The sequence below is a fragment of the Fodinicola feengrottensis genome, assembly GCF_039530045.1.
Classification (GTDB): Bacteria; Actinomycetota; Actinomycetes; order Mycobacteriales; family HKI-0501; genus Fodinicola; species Fodinicola feengrottensis.
Window position 1 is genome coordinate 81722 of the sequence record NZ_BAAANY010000030.1, and the last position, 24529, is coordinate 106250.

Here is a 24529-nt window from a genome sequence, read left to right on the forward strand (position 1 = left end):
CCGAGGTGGGATTGCTTACCTCAAGTTCACACAACAGGCAACGATGCCACCCGGCCGCACGTTCCGATCAGACTCTCAGCTGACTCTCAGAGTGTGTCTGCACGTACGCGCAATGGCTAGCGCTCGTACACGCTCGGTTTGAGCAGCCCGACGTACGGCAGGTCACGGTAGCGCTCGTTGTAGTCCAGCCCGTAACCGACCACGAACTCGTTCGGGATGTCGAAGCCGACATAACGCACGTCCACCGGCACCTTGATCGCGTCGGGCTTGCGCAACAGGGCCACCACCTCGACGGACGCGGGGTTGCGGGCGGCCAGGTTGCGGCACAGCCACGACAGCGTGAGCCCGGAGTCGATGATGTCCTCGACCACCAGCACGTGCCGGCCGGCGATGTCCGAATCAAGGTCCTTCAGGATGCGTACAACCCCGGACGACGACGTCGACGCGCCGTAACTGGACACCGCCATGAACTCCAGCTGCGTCGGCAGCGGCACCGCCCTGGCGAAGTCGGCCATGAACATGACCGCACCCTTCAGCACCCCCACCAACAACGGCTCTCGCTCGCCGTAATCGGCCGCGATCTGCTTGCCCAGCTCGGCGGTCTTGACGCGAATCTCGTCCTCGGAGACCACCACCCGCTCGATGTCGGATTCGTACAGGGAAGTGGTCCGGGCCCCAGCGGAAGTCACCCAAACAGACTGTCATGCCGCCAACTGGCCAGCCATGAGTGGGGTCAGTCAGCCCTCAGGTGCGCGCCGGAGCGGCGGACACGGACCCCGCCCGGCAACGCGACCGCGCCCTGGCCGCGATAGGACACGATCAGGGCGTCCAAGGAAGCGATATGGCGGCTGGAGAGGTCGTACGGGCGAGGGGTGATCGTCGATGCCCACGAGTGCAGCACACGGCGGCGGATGGGCTCGGGCTCGGTGGCCACGACGGCCACAAGCAAGCCGTCTTTAGAGACCGCCTGCACTGACGCGGCCAGCGAATCGAGCAGGTCGGCGTCGGCGCGGGCCATCTTCGCCGTACGAGCCAACCCGGCGGTCACCCCGGGAGCAGCCTCCTCCAGCGTCGGCAACAGTTTGCGCAGGCGTGAGCGCGCGTACGCGGGATCGCTGTTGTGCGGATCGCACCACGGCTTCAGGCCGGCGGCCGCGCAAGCCGCGGTGGTGGTCGACCGCGGCAGGTCCAGCAGCGGCCGCAGATAGCGGCCGCGCCGGGCTGGCATGCCGGCGGCGGCCCGGATGCCGGAGCCGCGGGCGAGGCCCAATAACACCGTCTCGGCCTGGTCGTCACGCGTGTGACCGAGCAGGACGGCGGCTGCCCCGAGGCGGTCGGAGGCCGCGTCCAAGGCCGCGTACCGGGCCGTACGCGCGGCGGCCTCCGGCCCACCGGGACCGTCGACGGAGACCGTCAGCACCTCGGCCGGGACAAGACCGCACGACAGCGCCCACGCTCGTACGTCCGCGGCCCGCGAAGCCGATCCGTCCTGCAAGCCGTGGTCGACGGTCAGCAAGCCAGCGGGTAGACCCGCTTGGGGGGCGCAGTACGCGAGGGCGTCCGCCAACGCCAGCGAGTCCGGGCCGCCGGAACAGGCGACCAGGACCAGCTCGCCCGGGGACAGCCCGGTCAGCGCCGCGGCGACCGCGGCGCGTACGTCATTCAGCGGTGGCGGCGGGCCGGCCATGGACTCGGGTGACCCACGCGTGTGGGTCGGTCAGCTCGGAGGTGAGCGGAAGTGTCTCGGGCGAGGTCCAGATCTTGTTGAAGCCGGCCATCCCGACCTCGTCCACGATCGCGGCGACGAACTTTCGGCCCTCAGCATACTGCCGGAGCTTCGCCTCCACCCCGAGCAGCCGGCGGACCAGCTTCTCCACCGGATTCGCGCTGGCGCGGCGGGCGTTGAACGCGGACCGGATCTCGGCGACGGTCGGCACCACCTCCGGCCCGACGCCGTCCATCACGTACTCCGCGTGGCCCTCGACCAGCGTCATCAGCGCCGTCAGCCGGTCGATGATCTCGCGTTGCGCGGGCGTCTGGACGATGTCGAGCAGGTTCGAACGGGACTGCGGGTCGTTGACCACGTCCGAGAGCGTCGAGACCGCCCGTCGGACCCGGTCGGCGACCGCTTCCGGATCCAGCTCGGAGGCGTCGATGAAGGCGTTGACCTCGGCAAAGAAGTGTTCGCGCATCCAGGGCACCGCGGTGAACTGGGTGCGGTGGGTGACCTCGTGCAGGCAGACCCACATCCGGAAGTCGCGCGGGTCGGCGTTCAGCTTGCGCTCGACCTCGACGATGTTCGGCGCCACCAGCAGCAGGGTGCCGACGCCGCCGGAGAACACCTCGTACTGCCCGAGGACCTTGCCGGACATGTACGCCAGCACCGTGCCGGCCTGCGCGCCGGTGACCTTCGGACCGACCGTACGCAGCACCGGATTGGCCTGCACCGCCTGCATCCGGCTGGCCAACGGGCCGGTGACCTTGCGCAGGCCGGCGATGTTCGCCTTCGCCCAGTCGCCGCGGTCCACCACCTGCACCGGCGCCGCCTCGACCACCGGCGGCATCTCGGTGAAGGCGGCCACGTGTTCGGCCGCTTCCTCGGTCAGCCGGCGCAGCTCCGAGACCACCCCGGCGGCCTCACTGAAGGTGACCGACGGGCCGGGGCGGGCCAGTCGGGCCGCGGTGAGCGCGGCCAGATCCCAGTCGACGATCTCAGGCATTCCCTTACGTTACGGCCAGCGGCCGCCGATGGCTGGCCACCCGGCCGCCAACCCGACGCGAGGGTGACGTTCCAGGGCCGGAATGCCCTACTTTGTCGCCCTAGAAGTCACCCTCGACGAGGATTAACCAGACGCTGTCTAGGAACAGCCGCAGCCGGCGAGCTTGGCGGCGACCGCGTCGAGGGCGTCTTCGGCCGCTGAGGTGCCGCCGTTCGGGACCTTGTCGGCTACGACGGCGAAAACCAGAACCTGGCCGGAGCTGTCGACCAGAGTGCCGGCCAGCGAGCTGACGCCGGAGAGGGTGCCGGTTTTGGCTCGTACGAGACCGGCCCCGGCTCGCGACTTCCCGTCCTGGAACCGGCTGTCCAGGGTGCCGCTGTAGCCGGCCACCGGCAGCCCGGTAATCGCCGGTCGCAGGTTGGGATGGGCGGGCGAGGAGGCGGTGGCCAGCACCGAACTCAACAGTCGCGCGCTCACCCGGTCGTTGCGGGACAGGCCGCTCGCGTCGGACAGGGTCGCGTCACCGGCTGGCACGCCGAGCTTGGACAGGGTCGCGATCACCGCGGCGGCCCCGCCGGCGAAGCTGCCGGGCTGCCCGTTCTTCAGTCCGACCTGGTGGGCCAGCACCTCGGAGATCACGTTGTCGGAGATCTGCAGGTTGTCGTAGACAATCCCGGACAGCATCGGCGAGCTGACCGAACCGAGCTCGCGGGCGCCGGCCGGCGCCTTGCCGCTGGTGATGTAAGCGGACGGCACGCCGAGTGCCTGCGCGAAGCCCTGGGCTGCGAAGACCGCGGGTGTGGTGGTACGGCCGCGAGCATCCTCGGATGGGGACGTACGGCCGCCGTCGACCATCAGCGCGGTGATCGGCGCCACGTCGCCGCCACTCACGTCGGTCGGATCCCACCCAGCCGCCTGCGTCGGGCCGCTGAACAGCGAGGTGTCGACGATGATCTTGCTGACCGAGGCGCCGCCGAGCGCCTTGCGCACCTGCGCGGCCAACTGGTCCAACCGGGCCGCGTCTGGATATGCGGTCTTCGGCCCGATGCCGAGCGTCGGATCGCCGCCACCGACGAGATAGACCGCACCGGCGGCACCCGCCACCGCGCGGGTCTTGAAGCGGTAGTCAGGACCGAAACTCTCCAACGCGGCCGTCGCGGTGAGCAGCTTGGTCGCGGACGCGGCCGGCACCGAAGAGCTGTCCGTGTGGCCGTACAACGACTCGCCGGTGTTGCCATCGCGTACTGACACCGAAACGCTCGGTCCGAGCCTGCTGTCCGCCAGCGCCTGGCCGAGCTGGCTGGCCAGGCCCTCGGCGGTCGGATCGGCGCCACCGGCCGCCGCGAGCACCGGCTGCGGGGCAGCCTGCAGGCCGGGCACTGGGTACGCGACTTCCGGGGTCGGTGGCAGCGGGGTCAGATAGCCGCGGATCGGCGCCGCGAACGCGACGGACACCACAGCACCACCGGCGGTCCCGGCAATGCCCACCAGCACCGCCGCCACCAGGCCGGTTACCAGCAACCAGCGCGGGGCTCGCGCGACCACCCGTCACCTCCCACGACAACTCCGTAAGCGACACTACAAGCAAGCATGGAGTGCGCTTTTCGCAGAGGAGTAGATAGTGGAATTCGACGTCACCATCGAGATCCCCAAGGGACAGCGCAACAAGTACGAGGTTGACCACAAAACCGGTCGGATCAGACTTGACCGGGTGCTTTTCACCGCCACCCAGTATCCAGCCGACTACGGATTCATCGACAACACCCTCGGCCAGGACGGTGACCCGCTGGACGCGCTGGTGCTGCTGCCGGAGCCGACCTTTCCGGGCTGTGTGGTGCTGGCCCGCGCGATCGGCATGTTCCGGATGCGCGACGAGGCGGGGCCGGACGACAAGGTCCTGTGCGTACCAGCGCGCGACCCGCGGCAGGAGCACATGCGGGACATTCACCACGTACCGGAGTTCGAAAGGCTGGAAATCCAGCACTTCTTCGAGGTCTACAAGGACCTGGAGCCGAAGAAATCCGTCGAGGGCGCCACCTGGGTCGGCCGAGACGCCGCCGAGGCCGAAATTCAGGCGTCGTACAAACGCCTCGAGGACAACCCCGACCACTGATTACTTCAGTGTGATCACCTCGAGTTCACCGTCCGCGTAGCGCGCCCGGATGCGCTTCTTGTCGAATTTGCCGACGCTGGTTTTCGGGACCTCGTCAATGAAAGTCCACCGCTCCGGCAGCTGCCATCTGGCGACCTTGGCGGCCAGGAAATCGCGCAGCTCGGCGGCGCTGACCTGTTCCCCTTCGCGCACCACGACGGCCGCGAGTGGTCGCTCGTCCCAGCGCGCGTCCGGCACGCCGACCACCGAGGCCTCCGCCACCTTCGGGTGGCCCATCAAGTGGTTTTCCAGCTCTACCGAGGAAATCCACTCGCCGCCGGATTTGATGACGTCCTTGGAGCGGTCGGTCAGGGTGAGGTATCCGTTCGGCGTCACCATGCCGACATCGCCGGTACGCAACCAGCCGTCGTGAAACTTTTCCTCCGGTGGCGCAGCATCGCCGTGGTACGAGCCAGCCACCCACGGCCCTCGCACTTCCAGTTCACCGACCGCGACCCCGTCGGTCGGAACCAGGTTCCCGTCCGGGCCGGCCAGCCGGAACTGCACGGCGGCCGGGAAGCGGCCCTGAGTTTTCCGGTATTCCCACGCTTCGTCGGCGGTCGCGCCGGCCGGTGGCCGGGAAACCGAACCCAGCGGCGAAGTTTCGGTCATCCCCCACGCGTGAATGACGTCGATCTGGTGCCGGTCGCGATAAGCGGCCATCAGCGCCGGTGGGCAGGCCGAACCGCCGATGACGACCTCTTTCAGCGATGACGTATCAACATCGTGGGAGTCCAAATAGGACAGCAGGTCGGCGAAAACTGTCGGCACCGCGCCACCGAAAGTCGGCTTCTCGGCCGCGATCATCTTCGCCAGCGGCTCGGCCTGCAGGAAACGGTCCGGCATCAACAACGTCGAACCGGCCATCAGGCACGCGTACGGCAGCCCCCACGCCATGGCGTGGAACATCGGCACGATCGCCAGAATGCGATCGTCTCCGTTGATCCCAAACGACTCGCGGGTCAGGATCTGCAGCGAATGCAGGTAGATCGAGCGGTGCGAATACACCACTCCCTTGGGGTCTCCGGTCGTACCGGACGTATAACACATGGCGGCCGCGTCCCGCTCGTCCGCGGGCTCCACCCAGTCGAAGGTGTCTGGCTGCGCGGCCAGCAGCTCCTCGTAGTCATGGAGCTGCTTGCCGGCGTCCGCGATCGGCGCGGTGTCGGCGGGGCCGACCACGATGACGTGCTCGACAGTGATCAGTTTCGCCAGCACCCGCGCGAGCAGCGGTACGAGTGTGTTGTCGACAATGATGATCTTGTCTTCGGCGTGGTTGGCGATGTAGGTCAGCTGGTCCGGGAACAGCCGCAGGTTCAGAGTGTGCAGCACCGCGCCCATCGACGGCACGGTCAGGAAGACCTCAAGGTGCTCCGCGTTGTTCCACTGGAAGCTCGCGACCCGCTGGTCGCCGTCGATGCCCAGCGCCCGCAGCGCGTTCGCGAGCTGGGCCGCCCGGCGGCCGACCTCGGCGTACGTCCGGCGGCGGGGACCTTCCGTGGTCCAGCTCACCACCTCGGCGGCACTGTGCACGGTAGTGCCGTACTTCAGGATCCGGGTGATCGACAGTGGTGTGTCCTGCATCGTGCTGCGCATCGAAAACCTCCGCTGGCCGAGCGCCTGGCAACGTGAGCTGGGGTGACGTGGATCATGCCCTGATGGCAGCGAGCCTAAGGCTACGCACGCGTACGCGCTAACTATCCGAACGGCTGTGTCCGTACGAAAGCGGCAGGCCCCCACGAAGTTCCGTGGGGGCCTGCCGAGCAAACGTGCTCTTTCTATATCTCCAGTGCGCCTAGTGGATGGCGGCTGGAGCGACGGTCGCATCGGCGTCCGCCTGCTGCGCGGACAAGCCGTTGGTCGTCCGCAGCGGGATCTCCTTGACGAAGAACCCCAGCACGATCAGCGGGATCGCGACCGCGGCGGCCAGGATGAAAACGGTGGTCATCGAGTCGTTGAAGCCATGCAAGAAGATGTTCTTCAGCACGTCCGGCAGCCGGGTGATGAAGCTGGTGTCGTTCAGGCTGCTTGATCCCCCGCCACTGCCGGCGAGCAGGTCGCGCTGGCTCTTGGACAGATGCGCGACGGCCTGCCCGAGCGCCTGCGGCTCGGTGTGGGTGGCGTCGGTGAACCGGTCCTTGATGTTGCCGGCGACCGAGTTGAACAGCACCGACAGGAAGATCGCGGTGCCGAACGTGCCGCCCATGGTCCGGAAGAACTGCGCCGAGCTGGTCGAAACGCCCATGTCGCGGGCTGGCACGGCATTCTGCACCGACACGATCAGGGTCTGCATCGACAGGCCCAGACCAATCCCGAAGACCGCCAAATACGCCATCGGAACGATGATCGCCACGTCCGGGGTCAGCGTGGAGCAGAGCACCAGGCCAATCATCAGGAATGCGGCGCCCACGATCGGGAAGACCTTGTAGCGCCCGGTCCGGGACATCACCTGGCCGGACAGGAAAGACGCGCCCATGATCCCGAGCATCAATGGCAGCGACAGGAAACCGGCCGCCGTCGGCGAATAGCCGCGGACGATCTGCAAGTAGAGCGGAATGGCCGCGATGCCACCGAACATCACCATGCCGACCAGGAAGTTCATCACCGACGTGACACTGAAGACGCTGTTCTTGAACAGCCGCAGGGAAAGGATCGCGTCCTCGCCCATGTGCCGCTCCCAGAACACGAAGGCCACCGTGGCCACCACGCCGAGCGTGATCAGGCCAATCGACCGTCCCGAGCCCCAACCCCAGTCATTGCCCTGCTCGGCCACGGTCAGCAGCGGGACCACCCCGAGCGCCAGCAATGCGGCACCGACGTAGTCAACGCGGGAGTTGCGCCGGGTGTGCGGCAGGTTCAGCACCCGCGCCACCACGGTCAGCGCGGCGATCCCGACCGGCACGTTCACCAGGAAGATCCAGCGCCAGCCGTCGAATCCCAGAATCGTGTTCTGGCCGGCCAGAATGCCACCGATCACCGGGCCGAGCACACTGGACGTACCGAAGACGGCCATAAAGTACGCCTGGTAGCGACCGCGTTCCCGAGGCGGCACGATGTCACCGACGATCGCGAACGCCAGGGACATCAGGCCACCGGCACCAATGCCCTGCACCGCGCGGAATGCGGCCAATGTGTAGATGTCGCCGGCTATACCGCTCAGCAGCGAGCCGGCGATGAAGATCCCGATCGCGAACAGATAGAACGGCTTGCGGCCGTACATATCCGACAGTTTTCCGTAAAGCGGCGTGGAAACCGTCGACGTGATCAAATACGCCGTGGTCACCCATGCCTGCGCGGTCTGGCCGTCCAGCTTGTCGGCGATCGTACGCATCGCCGTGGAGACGATGGTCTGATCAAGCGCGGCAAGGAACATCCCCAGCAGCAACCCGGAAAGGATCACCAGGATCTGCCGGTGGCTCAGAGCCAACCCCCGCTTGGTATCGCCGGCGGCTTCGGCCAACGACTGACTCATGCTTTGTTCCGTCCTTCCTCACTACCAACCGCCTCGGCGTACTGCCGGCGACGATTGTCAAGATTTGCGTTGAAACGAACCAGAGAGCGCAGGAAACGCTTGCGCTCAGCTTCCGAAAAATCCGACACAAGCGCGGAAACGCCGTCGATCCGGGCCCGATGCTCGGCTGCCAGCAGCGCCTCACCGGCCGGGCTTACTCGAATAAGGTGCGCCCGCTTGTCCACCGGATCGGTCTCCCTGGCCAGATATCCGGCCGCGGTCAGACTCGACAGGTGCCGGCTGACCGTGGACAGATCCAGGCACAGGTGCTCGGCCAGCGCCGACGGCCGGACCGCGCCGCGCTCGGCGATCGCCCACAGCACGCCGTACGCAGGGCCTTCCAGCTTGAAGCCGTGACCTGGCGGCAGCGCGTTGTGCAGCCCCTTAAGACCCCGCATCAGCCCGAAAAGCTCCCGGACCAAGGCCTCGGCGGTTGTCTCCGCCGCAGTGTCGACCGACATGCCCTCACCTCGATAGTTACTTGCTCTCTGCAACTATCGACTGGTTGCTTGTGCCATGCAAGCGATTTTCCCGGTGACGATCATCACCGGGAAGATCGCCCGTTCGACGGGAATACCAGCCACCGCACCAAGAAGGAGCCACCGCGCGTACGCGACACGAATCCGGACAAAATCGCCAGCCAGCATAACGAAGGCGGGGCCCGTCCGATAAGGACAGACCCCGCCTTCGATTTGTCAACCGCCGGGCTCCTGCTGAGCTACTTCCCCGGCCACACTCCGATCACCCGGTGATAGACCTCCGCACTGCCGCGATCGACCGCGGTCTTCACCAAGGCGAAAATGACCGCCTCGACAGCGGCGCCAGTGAGCACTTCGGCCCAACTGGAGTCCGCCGCGGTGGGCTGTGGCCGGTCACCTTCGTGCCCCATCGCCCGCCAAACCTTGCGGAACACCATCCCGGCCAGCAACCCGCCGGCTATTCCGGCGCCAAAGCTGATCGGCTTGTACGCCAAAAGTGCCGGCTTCATGACTTCTTCTTCCTGCCGCGCAGAACCACCAGCACGCCGATCGCCAGCAGCCCGATCCCGATCGCGGCTCCGATCACCGGCGCTTTCTGGATCAGCGCCGCGCGGCCTTGCGCGATCTTCTCCTCGGCCTGCTTTCGAACGTCGAGACGACCAGCCAGCTGATCGACCGTGCCGCCGAGTTCCACCCGCAGCCGCGCGATGTCGGCATGCAACTCGGCCTCGGTGAGCTCGACCGGCTTTTGGGCATCGGTAGCGGTGGGCGCCGGCTTTACCTGCTCCGCCGTCATCGATCCGACCTTTCTTTCAGGTTCTTGAGGATGCTCACGTCCGTCTTCAGGCCTTCGATAGCCTGCTGCGGCACCGGCGGGCTGCCACGTTTGACCAACCGAATCCCGATCAAAACCAGCACCGCCGCGACCACGAGCATCACGCCAAAGACAATCAACGCGGCCGCCCACGCCGGCAACACCACGGCGAGGCCGAGAACCGCGGCGGCCAGCAGAACGCCGACGGAATAGAAAGCGATGACGCCAGCGCCGGCGAACAAGCCGATGCCCGCCCCCAGCTTCTGGGTCTTCGCCTTCAGTTCGATCTGGGCCAGCTTCAGTTCACTGCGGACCAGTTGAGACACTTGCCCGGAGAGCTGGCCGACCAGTTCTCCGGTGGAACGCTCGTCGGCCGGATCTCGTCGCGCGTCTACCGATTGCGCCACCTCGCGGCCCCCCTTTCCCATCTCTGCCGGCCGGTCCGTCGCGGTATTGCCGCGGGCCAGCACCGATCATCTTGCTGCGCAACGCTACTCGTACCGCGTTGACCGGGCGATTCGTGCACGCCGATTCCGCACCCTGGTGCGCAATCAGCACCGATCGGTGGCCGGCGACGGGCAATAGTTACCACAGCACGAGAACATTGCGGCGGGCGGCCGTACCCACGATCCGTCGAGCGAAACGCTCAGAAGCCCGGCGATCCAGCGGAGCCGACCTCCTTGATAAATGCGAACAAGATCTGCACGCCAGGTGGCGGCCCGATCGCGGCACCCGATTTTTGGCCGACAGGCTGATCAGCGGTCACCGGCGAGTCACCGCCGACCCGCCGGAAAATGACCGTCCGCAGCGGCCAGTGGTTTTGCGGACAACCGCCGGCCACGGTCTGGACCACAGATCTTCCACCGATGGCGGGCAATCGGAGGATGCGCGGCCACCGGAACCGATCGAAACAGGTGCCCGAATGGGCCGCTTCGGTGCCGTTACGGCGTACCGGCCGGCAACCCAACCGACACCGAGCCCGGCCGCCAGACTTGTGAACGAGGAACATCACCCCGATGAGAACAGGATGAGAATGCCGTCGCGGTGGCCGCCGGTGGTCGTGTTTGGGGCAATCGCGGGTGCTTTGCCGATCGTGACAGCGCCGTCAATCCGGTGTGGTCCGGGTGGAAATCGAAGTTCCTATCGATTATTCTGCTCCCGAGGCGACAAGCGGACTAGAGAAGTGGTATTAATTCCTCTAGTGATCGCGGATGTCACGCGCGCTGCGATCGAAATCATCTACTACGATTGTCGGACGCGTCAACAGTTCGACATGAGGAGAGTGCACATGCAGGTCAAGCTGGACATCGCAGACGCGGTCATCACTGTTGGCGACAAGGGGCTTCTGCTCTCCATTGCCGACAACTCCGGTTCGCCCATCGGGCATTTGCGGATCGGTCAGTCCGCAGTGGAATGGCGCAAGGGCGCGAGCCGGGCCGGGCGGGGCAAGAAGGTTCCGCTGCAGCAGTTCATCGCGGTTCTCGAAGAGACCATCGAAGGTGGCGGCGCGGCCGCGGCCCGGCCGGCCGCAAAGAAGGCCAGCAAGGCTGCCAAGGCAGCGAAACCGGCGCCCGCGCCGGTGAAGCGTGGCCGTGGCCGTCCGCGCAAGAATGCCGCCGCACCGGCCCGTCCGGCCGCCAAGCGGGCCGCTCGGCGCGCTTCCGCGGTCGATACTCAGGCCGTCCGCGCCTGGGCACAGGAACAGGGCCTGCAGATTTCCACCCGTGGCCGGCTGCCCGGCTCGGTCCTGGAGCAGTACCGTCAGGCCAACTCGTAACCTCGGCCCGACAAAGGTAAAACGCCGAGCTGCGGTTCACTCGGACGCGTCCAACGGCGCGATGCCAACCGGCATCGCGCCGTTTCGCATTGCCGGCGTTTCGATCTCCACCAAACGGGTATTGCCCAGGAGCCAAGGTCTCGATGACCAAAGTCATGCCTATTCGACACCGTCGGCCATCGGCCGAAAAGACGAGTGCCGTACGGGCCGAAATACCCTGACACCAAGCCGATCGGTCCAGCGATTGACGTTCCGGGTCGCGGGGGCTGACCCCACCAGCACCGCATCCTGCCACCATTGGTTTACTCCTGGTCATGACCGATTCCTCGCCAGCGTCCTTCCGGGTCGGCCTCATCGGGTTTGGGCTGGCCGGGTCGGCCTTTCACGCCCCGCTCATCTCAGCGACGCCCGGACTGCAGTTGAGCGCGGTGGTGACCGGCAATCCGGAACGGGCCGACCGGGCCAGCCGCGACTATCACGACGTCATCGTCGTACCGACCGCCGAGGAATTGCTTTCCCGGCCGGACCAACTCGATCTGGTCGTGGTCGCCAGCCCGAATGGTTCCCATGCCGCGCTGGGGATGGCAGCGCTGGCAGCGGGCCTGCCGGTGGTGATCGACAAACCCCTCGCCACCACCCCACAACAGGGCCGGGAGTTGGTCATCGCGGCCCGAGAACGCGGGCTGATGTTGACCGTCTTCCAAAACCGGCGCTGGGATTCGGACTTCCTGACACTGAAGAAACTCCTTGCCGAAGATGTCCTCGGCACCGTGCACCGGTGTGAATCCCGGTTTGAAAGGTGGCGGCCACAGCCTTCCCGAGGCTGGCGCGACCAAGCACCCGCGGACCAGGCCCCGGGCATCTTGTTCGACCTGGGCAGCCATCTGATCGATCAGGCCATTCAGCTTTTTGGTCCGGTTCATTCGGCGTACGCCGAAATCGACCGGCGGCGCCAGGGCACCCGGTCCGACGACGACTCATTCATCGCCATCACGCACCAGTCCGGCACCCGGTCGCATCTTTGGATGAGTTCGGTGGCCGGCCAGGGCGGGCCGCGCTTTCGCGTACTTGGCGACAAGGCCGCATTCGTCAAGACTGGCCTCGATCCACAAGAAGCGGACCTGCGAGCCGGCCGGCATCCGGCCCGGCCCGGGTGGGGCGAGGACCCGGTGGCGCAATGGGGACAGCTCGGCACCGACGACAACCTGGTCACCATTCCCAGCGTTCCCGGCACTTATCCGGAGTTCTACCGGCAAGTCCGGGACGCCCTTCGCGGAGTGGCACCGGTGCCGGTCGATCCGGCCGACGCGGTCACCGTGCTGGAGGTCATCGCGGCCGCCCGCGAAGCCACCGGAGTGACCTCCTGACCTGTTCCGGTCAGAAGAGGCGGACCCGGCGGGCCATTGACCTGCTTCGTTCGGCGGAATGCGACTGTCGGCTCGTAGACAATCGCCGGCAAATCACATAACGTCCGGCGACGGGTGTGATTGGGCACACAATGTTCACGCCCTCGGCTGAGGAGGCGCTGTGAATCCTGGCTCCATCGTGCTTTGGGAGCTGATCGGAACCGCGATTCTAGTGTTGCTCGGCACCGGGGTGGTGGCAAATGTCACCCTTACCAAGACATATGGGCACGCCGGCGGCACCTTGATGGTGACCTTTGGCTGGGGATTCGCGGTCTTCGCCGGTGCCAGCATGGCGAATGCGAGCGGCGCGCACCTGAATCCGGCGGTGACGCTCGGACTGGCGATCGCCGGCAAGGTCGCCTGGAGCCTCACGCCTTTCTATCTACTGGGCCAACTCGCCGGTGGAATCGTCGGCGCGGTCCTCTGCTGGCTGGTCTACAAGCTGCAATTCGACACGTACGCCGACAACGAGCACACGCTGGGGATTTTCTCCACCGCGCCGAACGTCCGGAACGCGCCGTGGAACCTGGTGACCGAGATAATCGGCACCTTTGTCCTGGTGGGCTGGATTCTGCTCTCCCCCGGCGCGGCCGCGACCACCGGCGGCGTACCGCACTTCGGCAATTCCGCGCTGGGATATGCCGGCGTCAGTTTCGTGGTAATGGGCATCGGCCAGTCCCTCGGCGGCCCGACCGGCTATGCCATCAATCCCGTCCGCGACCTCGGGCCGCGGATCGCGTACGCGTTCCTGTTGCCCATCAAGGGCAAGGGAAGTCCGGATTGGGGCTATTCGTGGATTCCGGTGGTAGGCCCGTTGATCGGTGGCGGGCTCGCCGGGCTGCTGGCCCTTATCCTGCCCTCAGCAACGTAACCGACCCGGCCCGCAGATTCGGCACCGCACAGGAGGAACCCAGCAGCCATGAGCAGGTATGTCGCGGCTATTGATCAGGGCACCACATCCACCCGATGCATGGTTTTCGACCATTCCGGCCGGGTGGTCGCCTCCGACCAGACCGAGCACGAACAGATCTTCCCGAAAGCCGGCTGGGTCGAACACAACGCCGAGGAGATCTGGAAGAACACCCGGCAGGTCTGCGCCGGCGCGCTCGCGAAAGCAGACCTTTCGCCGTCCGACATCGCCGCGGTGGGCATCACCAATCAGCGCGAAACGACCCTGGTGTGGGACGTGAAGACCGGGAAACCGGTCTACAACGCGATCGTCTGGCAGGACACCCGTACGGACAAGATCTGCGCCGAACTCGGCGCGCTCGGTGGCGGCCAGGAGCGATATCGGCAAAAGACCGGGCTGCCGCTCGCGACCTACTTCGCCGGCCCGAAGATCCGCTGGGTGCTGGACAATGTGGACGGTGCCCGGGAACGCGCCGAGGCCGGCGACCTGAAGTTCGGCACGATGGACTCGTGGGTGCTGTGGAACATGACCGGCGGCCCGGACGGCGGGCTGCACATCACCGACCCGACAAACGCGTCCCGTACTTTGCTGATGGATCTCGACACCCTGACCTGGGACGAGGAAATCTGCGGCGAAATGGGCATTCCGGTCGCGATGCTGCCGGAAATTCAGTCCTCCTCGCAGGAATATGGGCAGGTACGCGATCGAGGCGTGCTCGCTGGCGTACCCATCGCCGGCATTCTGGGTGACCAGCAGGCGGCGACTTTCGGCCAGGCGTGCCTGAGCCCCGGCGAAGCGAAGAACACGTACGGGACAGGTAACTTCGTCCTGCTCAACACTGGCACCGAAAAGGTGATGAGCGACAACGGCCTGCTCACCACGGTCTGTTACAAGATCGGGTCGGCAGACACGGTTTACGCGCTGGAGGGTTCGATCGCGGTCACCGGATCGCTGGTGCAGTGGATCCGCGACAACCTGAAAATGATCAGTTCGGCGGCCGAGATCGAGCAGCTGGCGAGCAGCGTCGACGACAATGGCGGCTGCTATTTCGTACCAGCCTTCTCCGGTCTGTTCGCGCCGCATTGGCGTTCGGACGCGCGCGGCGCGATCGTCGGCCTCACCCGTTACGTGAGCGCTGGCCACTTGGCTCGCGCGGTCCTGGAAGCGACCGCTTTCCAGACCAAGGAAGTCATCGACGCGATGAACGCGGATTCCGGCGTACCGCTGACTTCGCTCAAGGTCGACGGCGGAATGGTGGTCAACGAGCTGCTGATGCAGTTCCAGGCCGACATTCTCGACGTGTCGGTGATCCGCCCGGTGGTGAACGAAACCACCGCCCTCGGCGCCGCCTACGCGGCCGGCCTCGCGGTCGGTTTCTGGGAGTCGGAGGACGACATCCGCGCCAACTGGGCCCAGGACAAGCAATGGGACCCCTCGATGGAACCAGCCGACCGCGACCGGCAGTATCGCAATTGGAAGAAGGCAGTCACGAAAACCTTCGACTGGGTCGACGCCGACGACTAACCGTCTGTTACCACCTCTTGTCCGCATCGACGCGATGCGTGCGTCCAGCGCACGCATCGCGTCGATGCGGACGTCTGGGCGGTACGGGCAGTGACGGCGACTTAACGGAATATATGGCGACAGGCGGGTACCGGGCCGGCATTGCTAATGTCAGGGGAAAGCCGGTGACAACGGCGTCGGCAGGTGAAGGAAAGACGTGCAACCGCTGTCTGGTGGGGCCGAGCGGTTCGTGGGGCGTGGTCCGGAGTTGGCCGCGCTCTCCGACGTGCTGCGGGCATTCGGCGAGGCCGAGTCGCCGCGGCTGCATCTGGTGGAGATCACCGGCGAGCCCGGGATCGGAAAGACCCGGTTCCTCGCCCAGCTGCGCCAGGCCGCCCGCAAACACCGAGTGCTGTCCGGGCGGGCCAGTGAGCTCACCGGCATCGTGCCTTTCTCGGTGCTCGTCGACGCCATCGACGACGAGTTGGCCGCGCTCGCCGCACATCGCGAGCGGATCGTCGGCACCGAATCGGCGGCGCTGCTCGCCGAGGTCTTCCCGGCGCTCGCCGAGGCCGGGTCGTACGCCGAACAGTCCGCCGACGACCGGGCGAGCGTCGAGCGTTACCAGACCCACCGGGCGATCCAGGATCTGATCACTCGGCTGTCCGCGCCGCGCGGGGTGGTGCTGACGCTCGACGACATGCACTGGGCGGATGCCGCCTCGATGGAGTTCATCGCGCACTTGCTGCGCCGGCCGCCGGCCGCGCCGGTGCTGGTGGCACTCGCGTACCGGCCGCGGCAACTGCCACCGCCACTGGCCGCCGCGCTGCGAGCCGGGCCACCGCCAGACCTGCGGCTGGACCTCGGCCCGCTCAGCCTGACCGAGGCCGCCGAGCTGCTCGGCGCGGCCGTGCCAGCGAGCCGCCAGCGCGAGGTTTATCGGCGCAGCGGCGGAAACCCGCTCTATCTCGACGCGCTGGCCCGGGTGGTGGCCGGCGGCAGCCGGCGGCCCGGCGGCGGCCAGCACCCGCAGTATCCGCCGAACTGGCCGGTGCTCGCGGTGCTGCGGGCCGAGTTCGAGCAACTACCGCCCCGGCAACGGCTGATCGCGCAGGCCGCCTCGGTGCTGGACGACCCGTTCGACGCCCAGCAGGTGGCCGAGGTAGCCGATCTGACGTCCGAGGACACTCATGCCGGCCTGGACGGGCTCATCCAGCGGGACATGATCCGGTTGGAACGCGGCGGCAAGTCGATGCACTACCGACATCCGCTGGTACGGGACGTGGTCTACCGAACGGCCGGCCGCGGCTGGCAGCAGATCGCCCACACCCGGGCCGCCGAGGCGCTGGCCCGGGCGAGCGCGCCGCTGACCCACCGCGCACCGCACGTCATGCGGGTCGCCCGGGTCGGCGACCAGGCCGCCGTGCACCTGCTCACCAACGCGGCCACCGTAACCATGATGACCAGCCCGTCGACCGCCGCCCAATGGCTGCAGGCGGCACTGCACAACCTGCCCGAAGACCAGGTTGAGCGGCGGATCGAGCTGCTCGACGACCTGGCCAAGGCGCTCCAGCTGGCCGGTCGGCTGTCAGACAGCCGGACGGCGTACGAGCAGCTGCTGGCCCTGCTGCCATTCGGCACCCAGCAGCGAGTGGACGCGGCGGTGGCCTGTTCGCGGGTCGAGATCATGCTCGGCCGTTCCGCGGTGGCCCGTGACCTGGTCGTCAACGAGCTGCGCCGGCTGCCCGGTGATGCCACCGACCACCTGATCGCGCTGCATGTCGAGCTGGCGTCGGCGCGGGTGCTGAGCGGCGAGTTCTTCGGCGTTGACCGGGACCAGATGATGGAGGTCCTGGAGATCGCCCGGCAGCGCGCCGACCGCGGTCTGGAAGCGACCGCATTATGCGAGCTCGCGGCGGCGCATATGGGTGTCGGGGACATCCCGGCCGCGCTGGACTGGCGGCGGCAGGCCGCCGAGCAAATGGACTCGCTCAGCGACGACGAGCTGGTCACCTGGCTGGAGGCGCTCACCGCGCTCGGCTGGACCGAGTTCTTCCTGGGGTTGAACGAGGCCGCGCTGCGGCACCTGGAGCGCGGGCTGCGGCTGTGCCAGCGCGCCGGAAAGCACGACCTGCTGACGTATTTGCTGGCTGGTACGGCCATGGCGCTCTGGGATCTGGGCCGGATCGCGGACTCGCTGCGCTACGTCGAGGACGCGGTCGACGCCGCCGAGCTGTCCGGCAGCGAGCATCTACGGGTGGTCGCGTACTCGATGCAGAGCCTCGTGCACGTCTCTCGGCGAGACGGCCCGGCCGCGATGAAAACCGCCGAAACCGCGGTCGACTCGGGGCAGGAGCGGCGGAACTGGTTCGACGCGGTGGCCGGCGGCGCGCTGGGCTTCGCGAAGCTGATCATGGGCGACCCGGTCGGTTGCCTGGACACCGCGGTCCCTGCCTTTGGTGGCCCCGAAATGCCGCTGATCGATCCGCTGCACCGACCGTTTTTCGCGCAGGGCCTGGTTCTTGCCGAGCTGGCCCGGGGGCGTACGGACGAGGCCCGCGGCTGGCTGCGGATCATCGAGAAGGCCGTCGAAAACGGCGTCGACCTGCCAAAATACCTGGGATACCAGGAAATCAGCCGGGCCCGGATCGCCATTTTCGGCGGCGCCCCAGCGGCCGCCGCCGAGTACGCGAAAGCGGCCGCCGTCGCCTTCGCGACCGGCAACCATCGCGCCAACGAAGCCGATGCGTGGCTGCTGGCTGGCATCGCGCTGGCTCCCCTTGGACCGGATCACCGCGAAGCCGCCGTCGCCGCCCTCGAACGCGCCGGCGAACTTTTCGAGTCAGGCGGCCTGCTGGCCCGCCGCGCCGAAGCCGACGCTCAGCTGGATCTCTTGCGTACGCCCAAAACTCCCGAACCAGAAACGCCCGCCCGCACTCGCCTCACCACCCGTGAAGCCGAAATCGCCCAACTGGTCGCCGCCGGCCTCACCAACCCAGAAATCGCCGACCGCCTCGGCCTTCGCCCCCGTACCGTGGAAACCCACATCACCAACATCCGCGGAAAACTAGCCGTAAAGTCCAGAACCGCGCTAGCCGCCGCCGTCATTGACTCACCCCCCACCCATTGACCTCAGACATTCTTGTTAGAAGGGGTGTCTGCTTGGGAGGTAAGCGCCGTTGGTTTAAGGGCGTTTGCTGCGGAGGTGAGCGTCCTGGTTAAGGGCGTTTGCTGCGGAGGTGAGCGTCCTGCTTAAGGGCGTTTTCTGTGAGGGTGCGGCGTCTCGTCTACCAGGCACGAGAAAACCCCACCCCGACACCAAAGGGCGGTGTCGGGGTGGGGTTTTCTCGTGCTTACTGCCGATCCGCCCTGTATTTCTGGCGGCTTCGGCGCGGGCGCCGTCGACTACGGCTACGAGAGCCGGTCCTCAGACCCTGCAAAAACCGCAGGGTCTGAGGACCGGCGCCCCTGCCGGAGGGGCGACAACATCGGCCTGGCGGCCGATGGCGCCGGACGGGGCTGGGTCCCGCACAAAGTTGACCAACTTTGGTGTGAAAGTAACGGTGCGCATGGGGTGGGGACTAGATCTGGTCACCTGCAAAACCGGCTGATTAAGTGTGCGAGCCGGATTCGTGGTCGGCGTGGCAGGCCAGTTCCAACTGGAAAGTGGAATGTTCGACGTCGAAATGGCCGGAGACGCAGCGCTGGAGGGCGTCCAGGATCGTGCCGGAGCCGCATTCCAAACGCTCGTTGGCGACCACCACATGGGCGGAGAGAACCGGGGCGCCGCTGGTGATGGTCCAAGCGTGCAAGTCGTGCACGTCCAGGACTCCGGGAGTTTCGCAGAGATGTTTGCGTACGTCGTCAAGGTCGACGCCCTCGGGAGTGGCTTCCAACAGCACTTCGACGGCTTCTTTGAGAAGTTTGAGCGTCCGCGGCACGATCAGCAGCCCGATGCCGAGCGAGGCGATCGCGTCGGCACGTTCCCAGCCGGTCAGCGCGATCACCACAGCGGCGACCACGACGGCGGCCGAGCCGAGCGCGTCACTCATCACTTCCAGGAAAGCGCCCCGAATCCCGATGCTGTCGGCCTGCGCGCGGGCCAGAATCAGCAGCGAAACAGCGTTCGCGGCCATCCCGACGACCCCGAAGATGATCATCGGTGTGGTGGCCACCTCGGGAGGCTCGATCAGCCGGCGAATGCCTTCCACCACCACGAAACCGCCGACGCCCAGTAGCAGAACGGCGTTCGCAAGAGCGGCCAGCACCTCGGCACGCTGGAAGCCGAAGGTCCGCCGACTGCTGGGCGGACGCTGGGCGATCCAGATGGCGAGCAGCGTCAGCGCCACCCCGGTCGCGTCGGTGAGCATGTGGCCGGCATCGGCGAGCAGCGCGAGGCTGCCGGAGATGAGCGCTCCGACGATTTCGACGACCAGGATCGTGGTGGTGATGCCGAGCACCACAGCGAGCCGGCGACGGTGCGCACCGGCCGCGGTGCCACCGCTGTGCCCATGCCCGTGACCGACTCCCATAACCTGCTCCACCTTGTCGGGATTGCGCTGTTGCCATCGCCGACTATAGCAACACATAGTCAAACACGCATATGTGGGACCGGTTGTCATTACGGTTTCCCGTACGAGCGGAGTTACAGCAGCTCGCGGCGTTGCATGGCGACGAAGGCCACCCAACCCGGGAGCACCGGCAGCCAGAAAGTCAGCAGCCGATACAGCAGCACGGCCGACACCGCGGTGGCCGGATTCAACCCGGTCGCGGCCGTCAGGCCGGCGGCCAGCACAGCCTCTACCGCGCCGAGGCCGCCCGGCGTTGGCGCGGCCGATCCGAGCGCAACCCCCACCACCACAACGAAAGTGACGGTCAGCAGCGACGCTTCTCCGTGGAAGGCCCGAATGCTGACGGCCATCACCAGAACCGTACAGACAGACTGGAAAAACAAGCCGCCCATGCCGGTGAGCACGCGGCCTGGCCGGGTCAGCACCGAGGCCATCCGGGGCCGAACCTGGTCCAGATACGGCTGGACGCGCGCTCGTACGAACCGGCGTACGCGCGGGACCGCGAGCGCGGCGAGGACCAGCACGACAGCGGCGCCAATGACCGGTAGGCCGATCCCGCGCGGCACCGGGATCAGCGGCTGGCTGATCCCGTACACCAGGTTGAAAACCAGCACCCAGAAGACGTTGACGGCGAGGCTGCCGAGCTGCCAGAGCGCGATGCTGGCCAGCGCCGGGGCCGCCGGGACGCCGCTTTTGCCGAGGAAACGTACGTTCAGCGCCGCCACTCCGACGCCGGCCGGTGCGGCCAGTCCGACGAACGAGCAGGCCAGCTGGGCCAGCACCGACCGGCGCAGGCTGATCCGCTCCGCGACGAACCCGGTCAGGCCAACGCCGGCGCCAAGGAACCGCGCCGCCGACAGCGCCACACCGGCCGCCAGCCAGGTCCAGTCGGCGTGCCGTACGACCGACCAGAGGTCGAGGCCGGCGACCTGGCTGACGAGTACGACGACGGCGACGATCACGATGACCGTCGACACCACCGCGCGAATGCTGAACCGCTCGACCTTCACCGGACCGGCTGGCGGGGTCGGCACCACGGCCAGGATTTCCTCGCGCAGCCGGTCGATCAGGCCGTCCTCCTTGCGCAGCGCGGATCGGGTGGCCGACGGCATCACGATCGGTTGCAGCAACGGCACCGCCGTGGTCAGCGCCCCCGCGCCGACCACCCGCAGGGCGCTGGCGACCGCGCGGGCCGGGCCGACCAGTAAACCGGTGGCGACCAGCAGCTGAGCGCGGTCGATCGCGAGCGCCACCTCGTCCGCGGCGACCACGCCGCCGGCCGTCAGCCGAATGTCCACCCGCTCACGACCGCCCTCGGTTGCACAATCGGATTCCGATTGTGCAACGAGGTGGACGTTGTCGAGGCAGCGGTGGGCGACCGCCCGGCGCTGCAGGAGAGCGACCTGCTGCCAGGCCGAGTCGAGCAGTTCGTCGGACACTTCGGCCAGTTCGGACAGCGGCCGGCCACCGATGTCCTCGATCACCAGCATGGCCGCGTCGGGAGCGACCGGCGCGGTGGCGACCAGGGTTTCGGTGCGTACGCCGGCGGCGGCGATCGCCATCGCCATCAAGCTGCGGTGCTCGACCGTACGACGAAGGGACACCACCGGAAAGGCCCCAGCCTGCTCCCTTAAGCGCGCGTTGCGCCACAGCGCCAGCACCGCGCCGGCGTGGTCGCGGTCCAGGATCTGTACGAGTAAATGGCGCCCGGCGGAGTCGGTGACCTCCATCCGCGAGCCCTCGCGAATCCGCAGCTCAGCCGGGTCGACGTCAGTCCGGCGCAAGGCGGCGAGTACGTCCACCGGGCGCGGCCGGGTCGTCGACGCACCACACACGACACGTACGAGCAGACCGACGACCCGGCCGGCCAGTAGGGCGACCACCACCGCCAGCACGCCCGAGCCGACGAAGACCATCGCCACGGCGACCAGCGCGACCACCACGGTCGCGACCATCCGCCAGCGGGGCCGGCGGCCGAGCTGGGCGACGGTTGTCAGCGAGGCCAGGCCCGCCACCAGGCCTTCCAGCGGCCGGGACGGGTCCAGGAGGGCCATCGCGGTCCCAGCAACGGCGAATCCGGCGGCGGCCTCCACCACTGTCCGGAGTCGCCGCCGGACCGCGAGATCCACCACGATCCCACCGGCCAGCGCGAGCCCAGCTGCCGCCGCGACCGCCAGCACCAACCGCGGCGCGACCGCCCCCAGGTCGGTGGTGACCACCGCGATCCGGCCGATCAGCAGCGCGAGCACCAGCCCGCCCGCCGCGACGCCCATCCGAAGCAGATCCAGCGGCCGTCGTACCCGCCGCGGCGGGTCCGGCACGCCAGCCAGGATCTCCGCGTCCGTCAGCAGCCCAGGGTCAGCCGCCGTTGGTCCCAGCGGTAGCGCCCGGCGCAGCTGCTTCACGCCGCCCATGCTCCCCTATCGACCCGCCTCCTCAGGTTCTACCTCTTCGTTTTCGTCGTCGACACCGGCGTGTTGGCGACGAAAAGGTCACGTTCGCGGCGGGCGTACGAAGAGGAAGGTGACGAGTGTGGCGGCGAGGAAGCACGAAGCGCCGAGGATGACACCGATGTGCAGGCCGGAGATCAGGTCGCTCGCGACGATGAAGGAGCCGACGATGCCGACACCGACGGCGGTGCCGACCTGGCGGCCGGTGTTGAAGACCGCGGAGGCGACGCCCGCTCGGTCCGGTGGGGCGGCTTCCATGATCGCGGCGGTGGAGGCGGGCATCGTGAAGGAGATGCCGAAGCCGGCCGCCACCATCGGGGCCACCAGCAGCCAGTACGGGGTGCCGGCGGCGGCGACCAGCCAGCCGAGTACGCCGGCCGCGCCGATCGGAAGGCCGATGAGCATCGGGATCCGCGGCCCCAGCCGCGCGGTGAGCCGGCCGGACACCGCGGACGCGATCGCGACTATCGCGGACAGCGGCAAGATCGCGAGGCCGGTCAGCAGCGGCCCGTACCCGAAGATCCGGCTGAAATACAGCGGCGCGGCGAAAAGCAGGCCGTAGAAGCCGACGTTGATCAGTACGCCGACCGCAGCCGTGGCCGAGAACTCGGCCCGGCCGAACAACGCGGGCGGCACCATCGGGTGCCGGGATTTTCGTTCGCTCAGAACGAAAGCAGCCATCAGGCCGAGCGCAGCGACCAGCAGGCCGACAACGACCGGCGCCGCCCAGCCGCGGCTGCCGGCTTCGTTGAGCGCCGCGGTCAGTGCGACCAGGCCGGCGATGCCGATGGCCTGGACCAGCAGCTCAGGCAGCAGCCGGTCGGACGACGGCCGGGCCGCTGGCGCCGGTACGGACCAAGCCGCCATCACCAACGCCGCGAGGCCGATCGGCACGTTCACCCAGAACACCGCCGGCCAACTGACGGCCGCCACCAGCACTCCACCGAGCACTGGACCGGCGGCCGCGGCCACCCCGCCCATAGCGGCCCAGATGCCGTACGCGCGCGCTCTGCTCGCTTTATCCGGGTACGAGGCTTGCAACAGCGACAACGAAGTCGGCACCATCAGTGCCGCACCCGCGCCTTGGACCAACCGGGCCACCACCAGGGCGCCGGCCGCCGGCGCGAGCGCACAGCCGACCGAGGCAAGCGCGAACACCGCCAGCCCGATCAGGAACACCCGCTTCCCGCCGTAGCGGTCCCCCAAGCCGCCGCCGATCAACAACAAGCCGGCGAAAACCATCGTGTAGCCGTCGACCACCCACTGCAGCGAGGTCACGCTCGCGTGCAGCGCGGCGCCGATGCTCGGGTTCGCCACCGTCACGATCGTCACGTCCAGGATGACCATGAAATAGGCGAGACAAACCGCTATCAGCGGAAGCCGACCGGTGGTCTGTCTATCGTGGACCGTTTCGGAGATTGCCATGCCTTGAGTATTGGGCCGAAAAGCTTTGGTCCTCGCCGAAGCGTGGTTGTCACAATCGGAATCCGATTGTGACAACGGCAGGCCGCTGAGCTGCGGGTTTAGCCGCCGCCGTAACAATCGGGCGATTCACCCGGCGACGACGGCCGCGGATTCATGGCGGATTCACAGAGAACTGATCAACCTGCGTTCCCCGTACGCCGTGCGTATGCTGCCCTCCGACGGTCCACCAGCACGCGACACTAAGCCGTTGGGATCGAGAGGGAGACATGGCCTACCCGCCCGTGTCACGCAGTGCGCCGTTCGGGCCGCCGCCCAACAGAGGGCTCGGCACCGGAGCGATGATCGGCGTCCTCGCCAGCGGCCTGGTGGTCGTGCTCTGCCTGTGCTCGGTCGGCATCGGTGGCGTGCTTTATCTGAACCTGCGCAACAATCCGGGCACCAGCGCGAGCTCCGCGCCGGGCGGCGACTCGGTGCACACGGTGACCTATTCGGCGACTTCCGCTGACGGCACCATCTTCGAGGTCGATTACTACGACGACAGCGGCGCCGTGGTCACGGACGACCTCCGCGGGTCGCCGTGGACGGACTCCGAAACGCTCGACAGCGACGACATCAGCTACATCACGCTCGACGTACACAACAATGACGTGTACGACGGCACGTTGACCTGCTCGATCACCGTCGACGGCCGGCAGGTCGACAGCGACTCGACCAGCGGTTCCTTCGAGTCCGCGATCTGCAGCGCCGCTCTGGACTAGCCCTCACTCCCCGTACACGCCACCCTGTCCGCATCGACGCGATGCGTGCGTTG

At 67.4% G+C, this 24529-nt stretch carries 21 protein-coding genes; 7 read left to right on the forward strand and 14 right to left on the reverse strand.

Features of this window, described 5'->3' with window-relative positions:
* Window positions 1-116 precede the first annotated feature (116 nt).
* The 4 genes from hpt to dacB all read right to left on the reverse strand — a co-directional run bounded on the left by hpt (window position 117) and on the right by dacB (window position 4265).
* A complete protein-coding gene (gene hpt, locus ABD301_RS31230) occupies window positions 117-659 on the reverse strand; it encodes a hypoxanthine phosphoribosyltransferase (RefSeq protein WP_344313925.1) in 543 nt (180 codons plus the stop codon).
* 74 nt (window positions 660-733) lie between these two features.
* The gene (gene tilS, locus ABD301_RS31235; RefSeq protein WP_163566971.1) at window positions 734-1687 is read right to left on the reverse strand and encodes a tRNA lysidine(34) synthetase TilS; all 954 of its coding nucleotides are present in this window, start codon (window positions 1685-1687) and stop codon (window positions 734-736) included.
* Window positions 1659-2720, reverse strand: coding sequence for a zinc-dependent metalloprotease (locus tag ABD301_RS31240; RefSeq protein WP_344313868.1), 1062 nt, complete (start codon window positions 2718-2720; stop codon window positions 1659-1661). Before ABD301_RS31240 ends, tilS begins: the two co-directional genes overlap by 29 nt.
* Window positions 2721-2858: 138 nt before the next feature.
* Window positions 2859-4265 carry a D-alanyl-D-alanine carboxypeptidase/D-alanyl-D-alanine endopeptidase gene (gene dacB, locus ABD301_RS31245; protein ID WP_163566969.1) on the reverse strand — a complete coding sequence of 469 codons (1407 nt, stop codon included), beginning with the start codon at window positions 4263-4265 and terminating at the stop codon, window positions 2859-2861.
* Between the two features lie 76 nt (window positions 4266-4341).
* Between dacB and ABD301_RS31250 the strand changes: the two genes are divergently transcribed.
* The gene (locus ABD301_RS31250) at window positions 4342-4833 is read left to right on the forward strand and encodes an inorganic diphosphatase (RefSeq protein ID WP_344313869.1); all 492 of its coding nucleotides are present in this window, start codon (window positions 4342-4344) and stop codon (window positions 4831-4833) included.
* On the opposite strand, the gene ABD301_RS31255 is transcribed toward ABD301_RS31250, so the two are convergent.
* The 7 genes from ABD301_RS31255 to ABD301_RS31285 all read right to left on the reverse strand — a co-directional run bounded on the left by ABD301_RS31255 (window position 4834) and on the right by ABD301_RS31285 (window position 10529).
* Window positions 4834-6468 carry a long-chain fatty acid--CoA ligase gene (locus tag ABD301_RS31255; protein ID WP_344313870.1) on the reverse strand — a complete coding sequence of 545 codons (1635 nt, stop codon included), beginning with the start codon at window positions 6466-6468 and terminating at the stop codon, window positions 4834-4836. It lies immediately after the preceding gene.
* 199 nt (window positions 6469-6667) lie between these two features.
* Window positions 6668-8344 carry an MDR family MFS transporter gene (locus ABD301_RS31260; protein WP_344313871.1) on the reverse strand — a complete coding sequence of 559 codons (1677 nt, stop codon included), beginning with the start codon at window positions 8342-8344 and terminating at the stop codon, window positions 6668-6670.
* Window positions 8341-8844 carry a MarR family winged helix-turn-helix transcriptional regulator gene (locus tag ABD301_RS31265; protein WP_344313872.1) on the reverse strand — a complete coding sequence of 168 codons (504 nt, stop codon included), beginning with the start codon at window positions 8842-8844 and terminating at the stop codon, window positions 8341-8343. The genes ABD301_RS31260 and ABD301_RS31265 overlap by 4 nt, the downstream gene beginning before the upstream one ends.
* 257 nt (window positions 8845-9101) lie before the next feature.
* A complete protein-coding gene (locus ABD301_RS31270) occupies window positions 9102-9371 on the reverse strand; it encodes a DUF4235 domain-containing protein (protein ID WP_163566966.1) in 270 nt (89 codons plus the stop codon).
* Window positions 9368-9658, reverse strand: a complete 291-nt coding sequence (locus ABD301_RS31275) for a DUF3618 domain-containing protein (RefSeq protein ID WP_163566965.1) — start codon at window positions 9656-9658, stop codon at window positions 9368-9370. The genes ABD301_RS31270 and ABD301_RS31275 overlap by 4 nt, the downstream gene beginning before the upstream one ends.
* Window positions 9655-10146, reverse strand: coding sequence for a phage holin family protein (locus tag ABD301_RS31280; protein ID WP_279579246.1), 492 nt, complete (start codon window positions 10144-10146; stop codon window positions 9655-9657). The genes ABD301_RS31275 and ABD301_RS31280 overlap by 4 nt, the downstream gene beginning before the upstream one ends.
* A 176-nt stretch (window positions 10147-10322) precedes the next feature.
* Entirely contained in the window at window positions 10323-10529 is a 207-nt protein-coding gene (locus ABD301_RS31285; RefSeq protein WP_163566964.1) for a hypothetical protein, read from the reverse strand.
* Window positions 10530-10877: 348 nt separating this feature from the next.
* Here ABD301_RS31285 and ABD301_RS31290 point away from each other — a divergent pair, with 348 nt between their 5' ends.
* The 5 genes from ABD301_RS31290 to ABD301_RS31310 all read left to right on the forward strand — a co-directional run bounded on the left by ABD301_RS31290 (window position 10878) and on the right by ABD301_RS31310 (window position 18402).
* Window positions 10878-11453 carry an Lsr2 family DNA-binding protein gene (locus ABD301_RS31290; RefSeq protein ID WP_163566963.1) on the forward strand — a complete coding sequence of 192 codons (576 nt, stop codon included), beginning with the start codon at window positions 10878-10880 and terminating at the stop codon, window positions 11451-11453.
* Window positions 11454-11767: 314 nt separating this feature from the next.
* Window positions 11768-12820: a Gfo/Idh/MocA family oxidoreductase gene (locus ABD301_RS31295; RefSeq protein ID WP_344313873.1), complete on the forward strand. Its 1053-nt coding sequence runs from the start codon at window positions 11768-11770 to the stop codon at window positions 12818-12820.
* Between the two features lie 160 nt (window positions 12821-12980).
* Window positions 12981-13730 (forward strand): MIP/aquaporin family protein, encoded by a 750-nt coding sequence (locus ABD301_RS31300; protein ID WP_163566962.1) that lies wholly within the window; start codon window positions 12981-12983, stop codon window positions 13728-13730.
* Window positions 13731-13778: 48 nt separating this feature from the next.
* Window positions 13779-15293 (forward strand): glycerol kinase GlpK, encoded by a 1515-nt coding sequence (gene glpK / locus ABD301_RS31305; RefSeq protein ID WP_344313874.1) that lies wholly within the window; start codon window positions 13779-13781, stop codon window positions 15291-15293.
* 196 nt (window positions 15294-15489) lie between these two features.
* On the forward strand, window positions 15490-18402 hold the full coding sequence (locus ABD301_RS31310) for a helix-turn-helix transcriptional regulator (RefSeq protein WP_344313875.1): 2913 nt from the start codon (window positions 15490-15492) through the stop codon (window positions 18400-18402).
* A gap of 481 nt (window positions 18403-18883) precedes the next feature.
* Here the strand turns inward: ABD301_RS31310 and ABD301_RS31315 are convergent, their stop codons facing one another.
* From ABD301_RS31315 to ABD301_RS31325, 3 genes are all read right to left on the reverse strand, one after another.
* A complete protein-coding gene (locus tag ABD301_RS31315) occupies window positions 18884-19804 on the reverse strand; it encodes a cation diffusion facilitator family transporter (protein ID WP_344313876.1) in 921 nt (306 codons plus the stop codon).
* A 113-nt stretch (window positions 19805-19917) separates the two neighbouring features.
* A complete protein-coding gene (locus tag ABD301_RS31320; protein ID WP_344313877.1) occupies window positions 19918-22248 on the reverse strand; it encodes a lysylphosphatidylglycerol synthase transmembrane domain-containing protein in 2331 nt (776 codons plus the stop codon).
* A gap of 87 nt (window positions 22249-22335) precedes the next feature.
* On the reverse strand, window positions 22336-23718 hold the full coding sequence (locus ABD301_RS31325; RefSeq protein ID WP_344313878.1) for a DHA2 family efflux MFS transporter permease subunit: 1383 nt from the start codon (window positions 23716-23718) through the stop codon (window positions 22336-22338).
* 266 nt (window positions 23719-23984) lie between these two features.
* Here ABD301_RS31325 and ABD301_RS31330 point away from each other — a divergent pair, with 266 nt between their 5' ends.
* Window positions 23985-24476, forward strand: coding sequence for a hypothetical protein (locus ABD301_RS31330; protein WP_344313879.1), 492 nt, complete (start codon window positions 23985-23987; stop codon window positions 24474-24476).
* Window positions 24477-24529 lie beyond the last annotated feature (53 nt).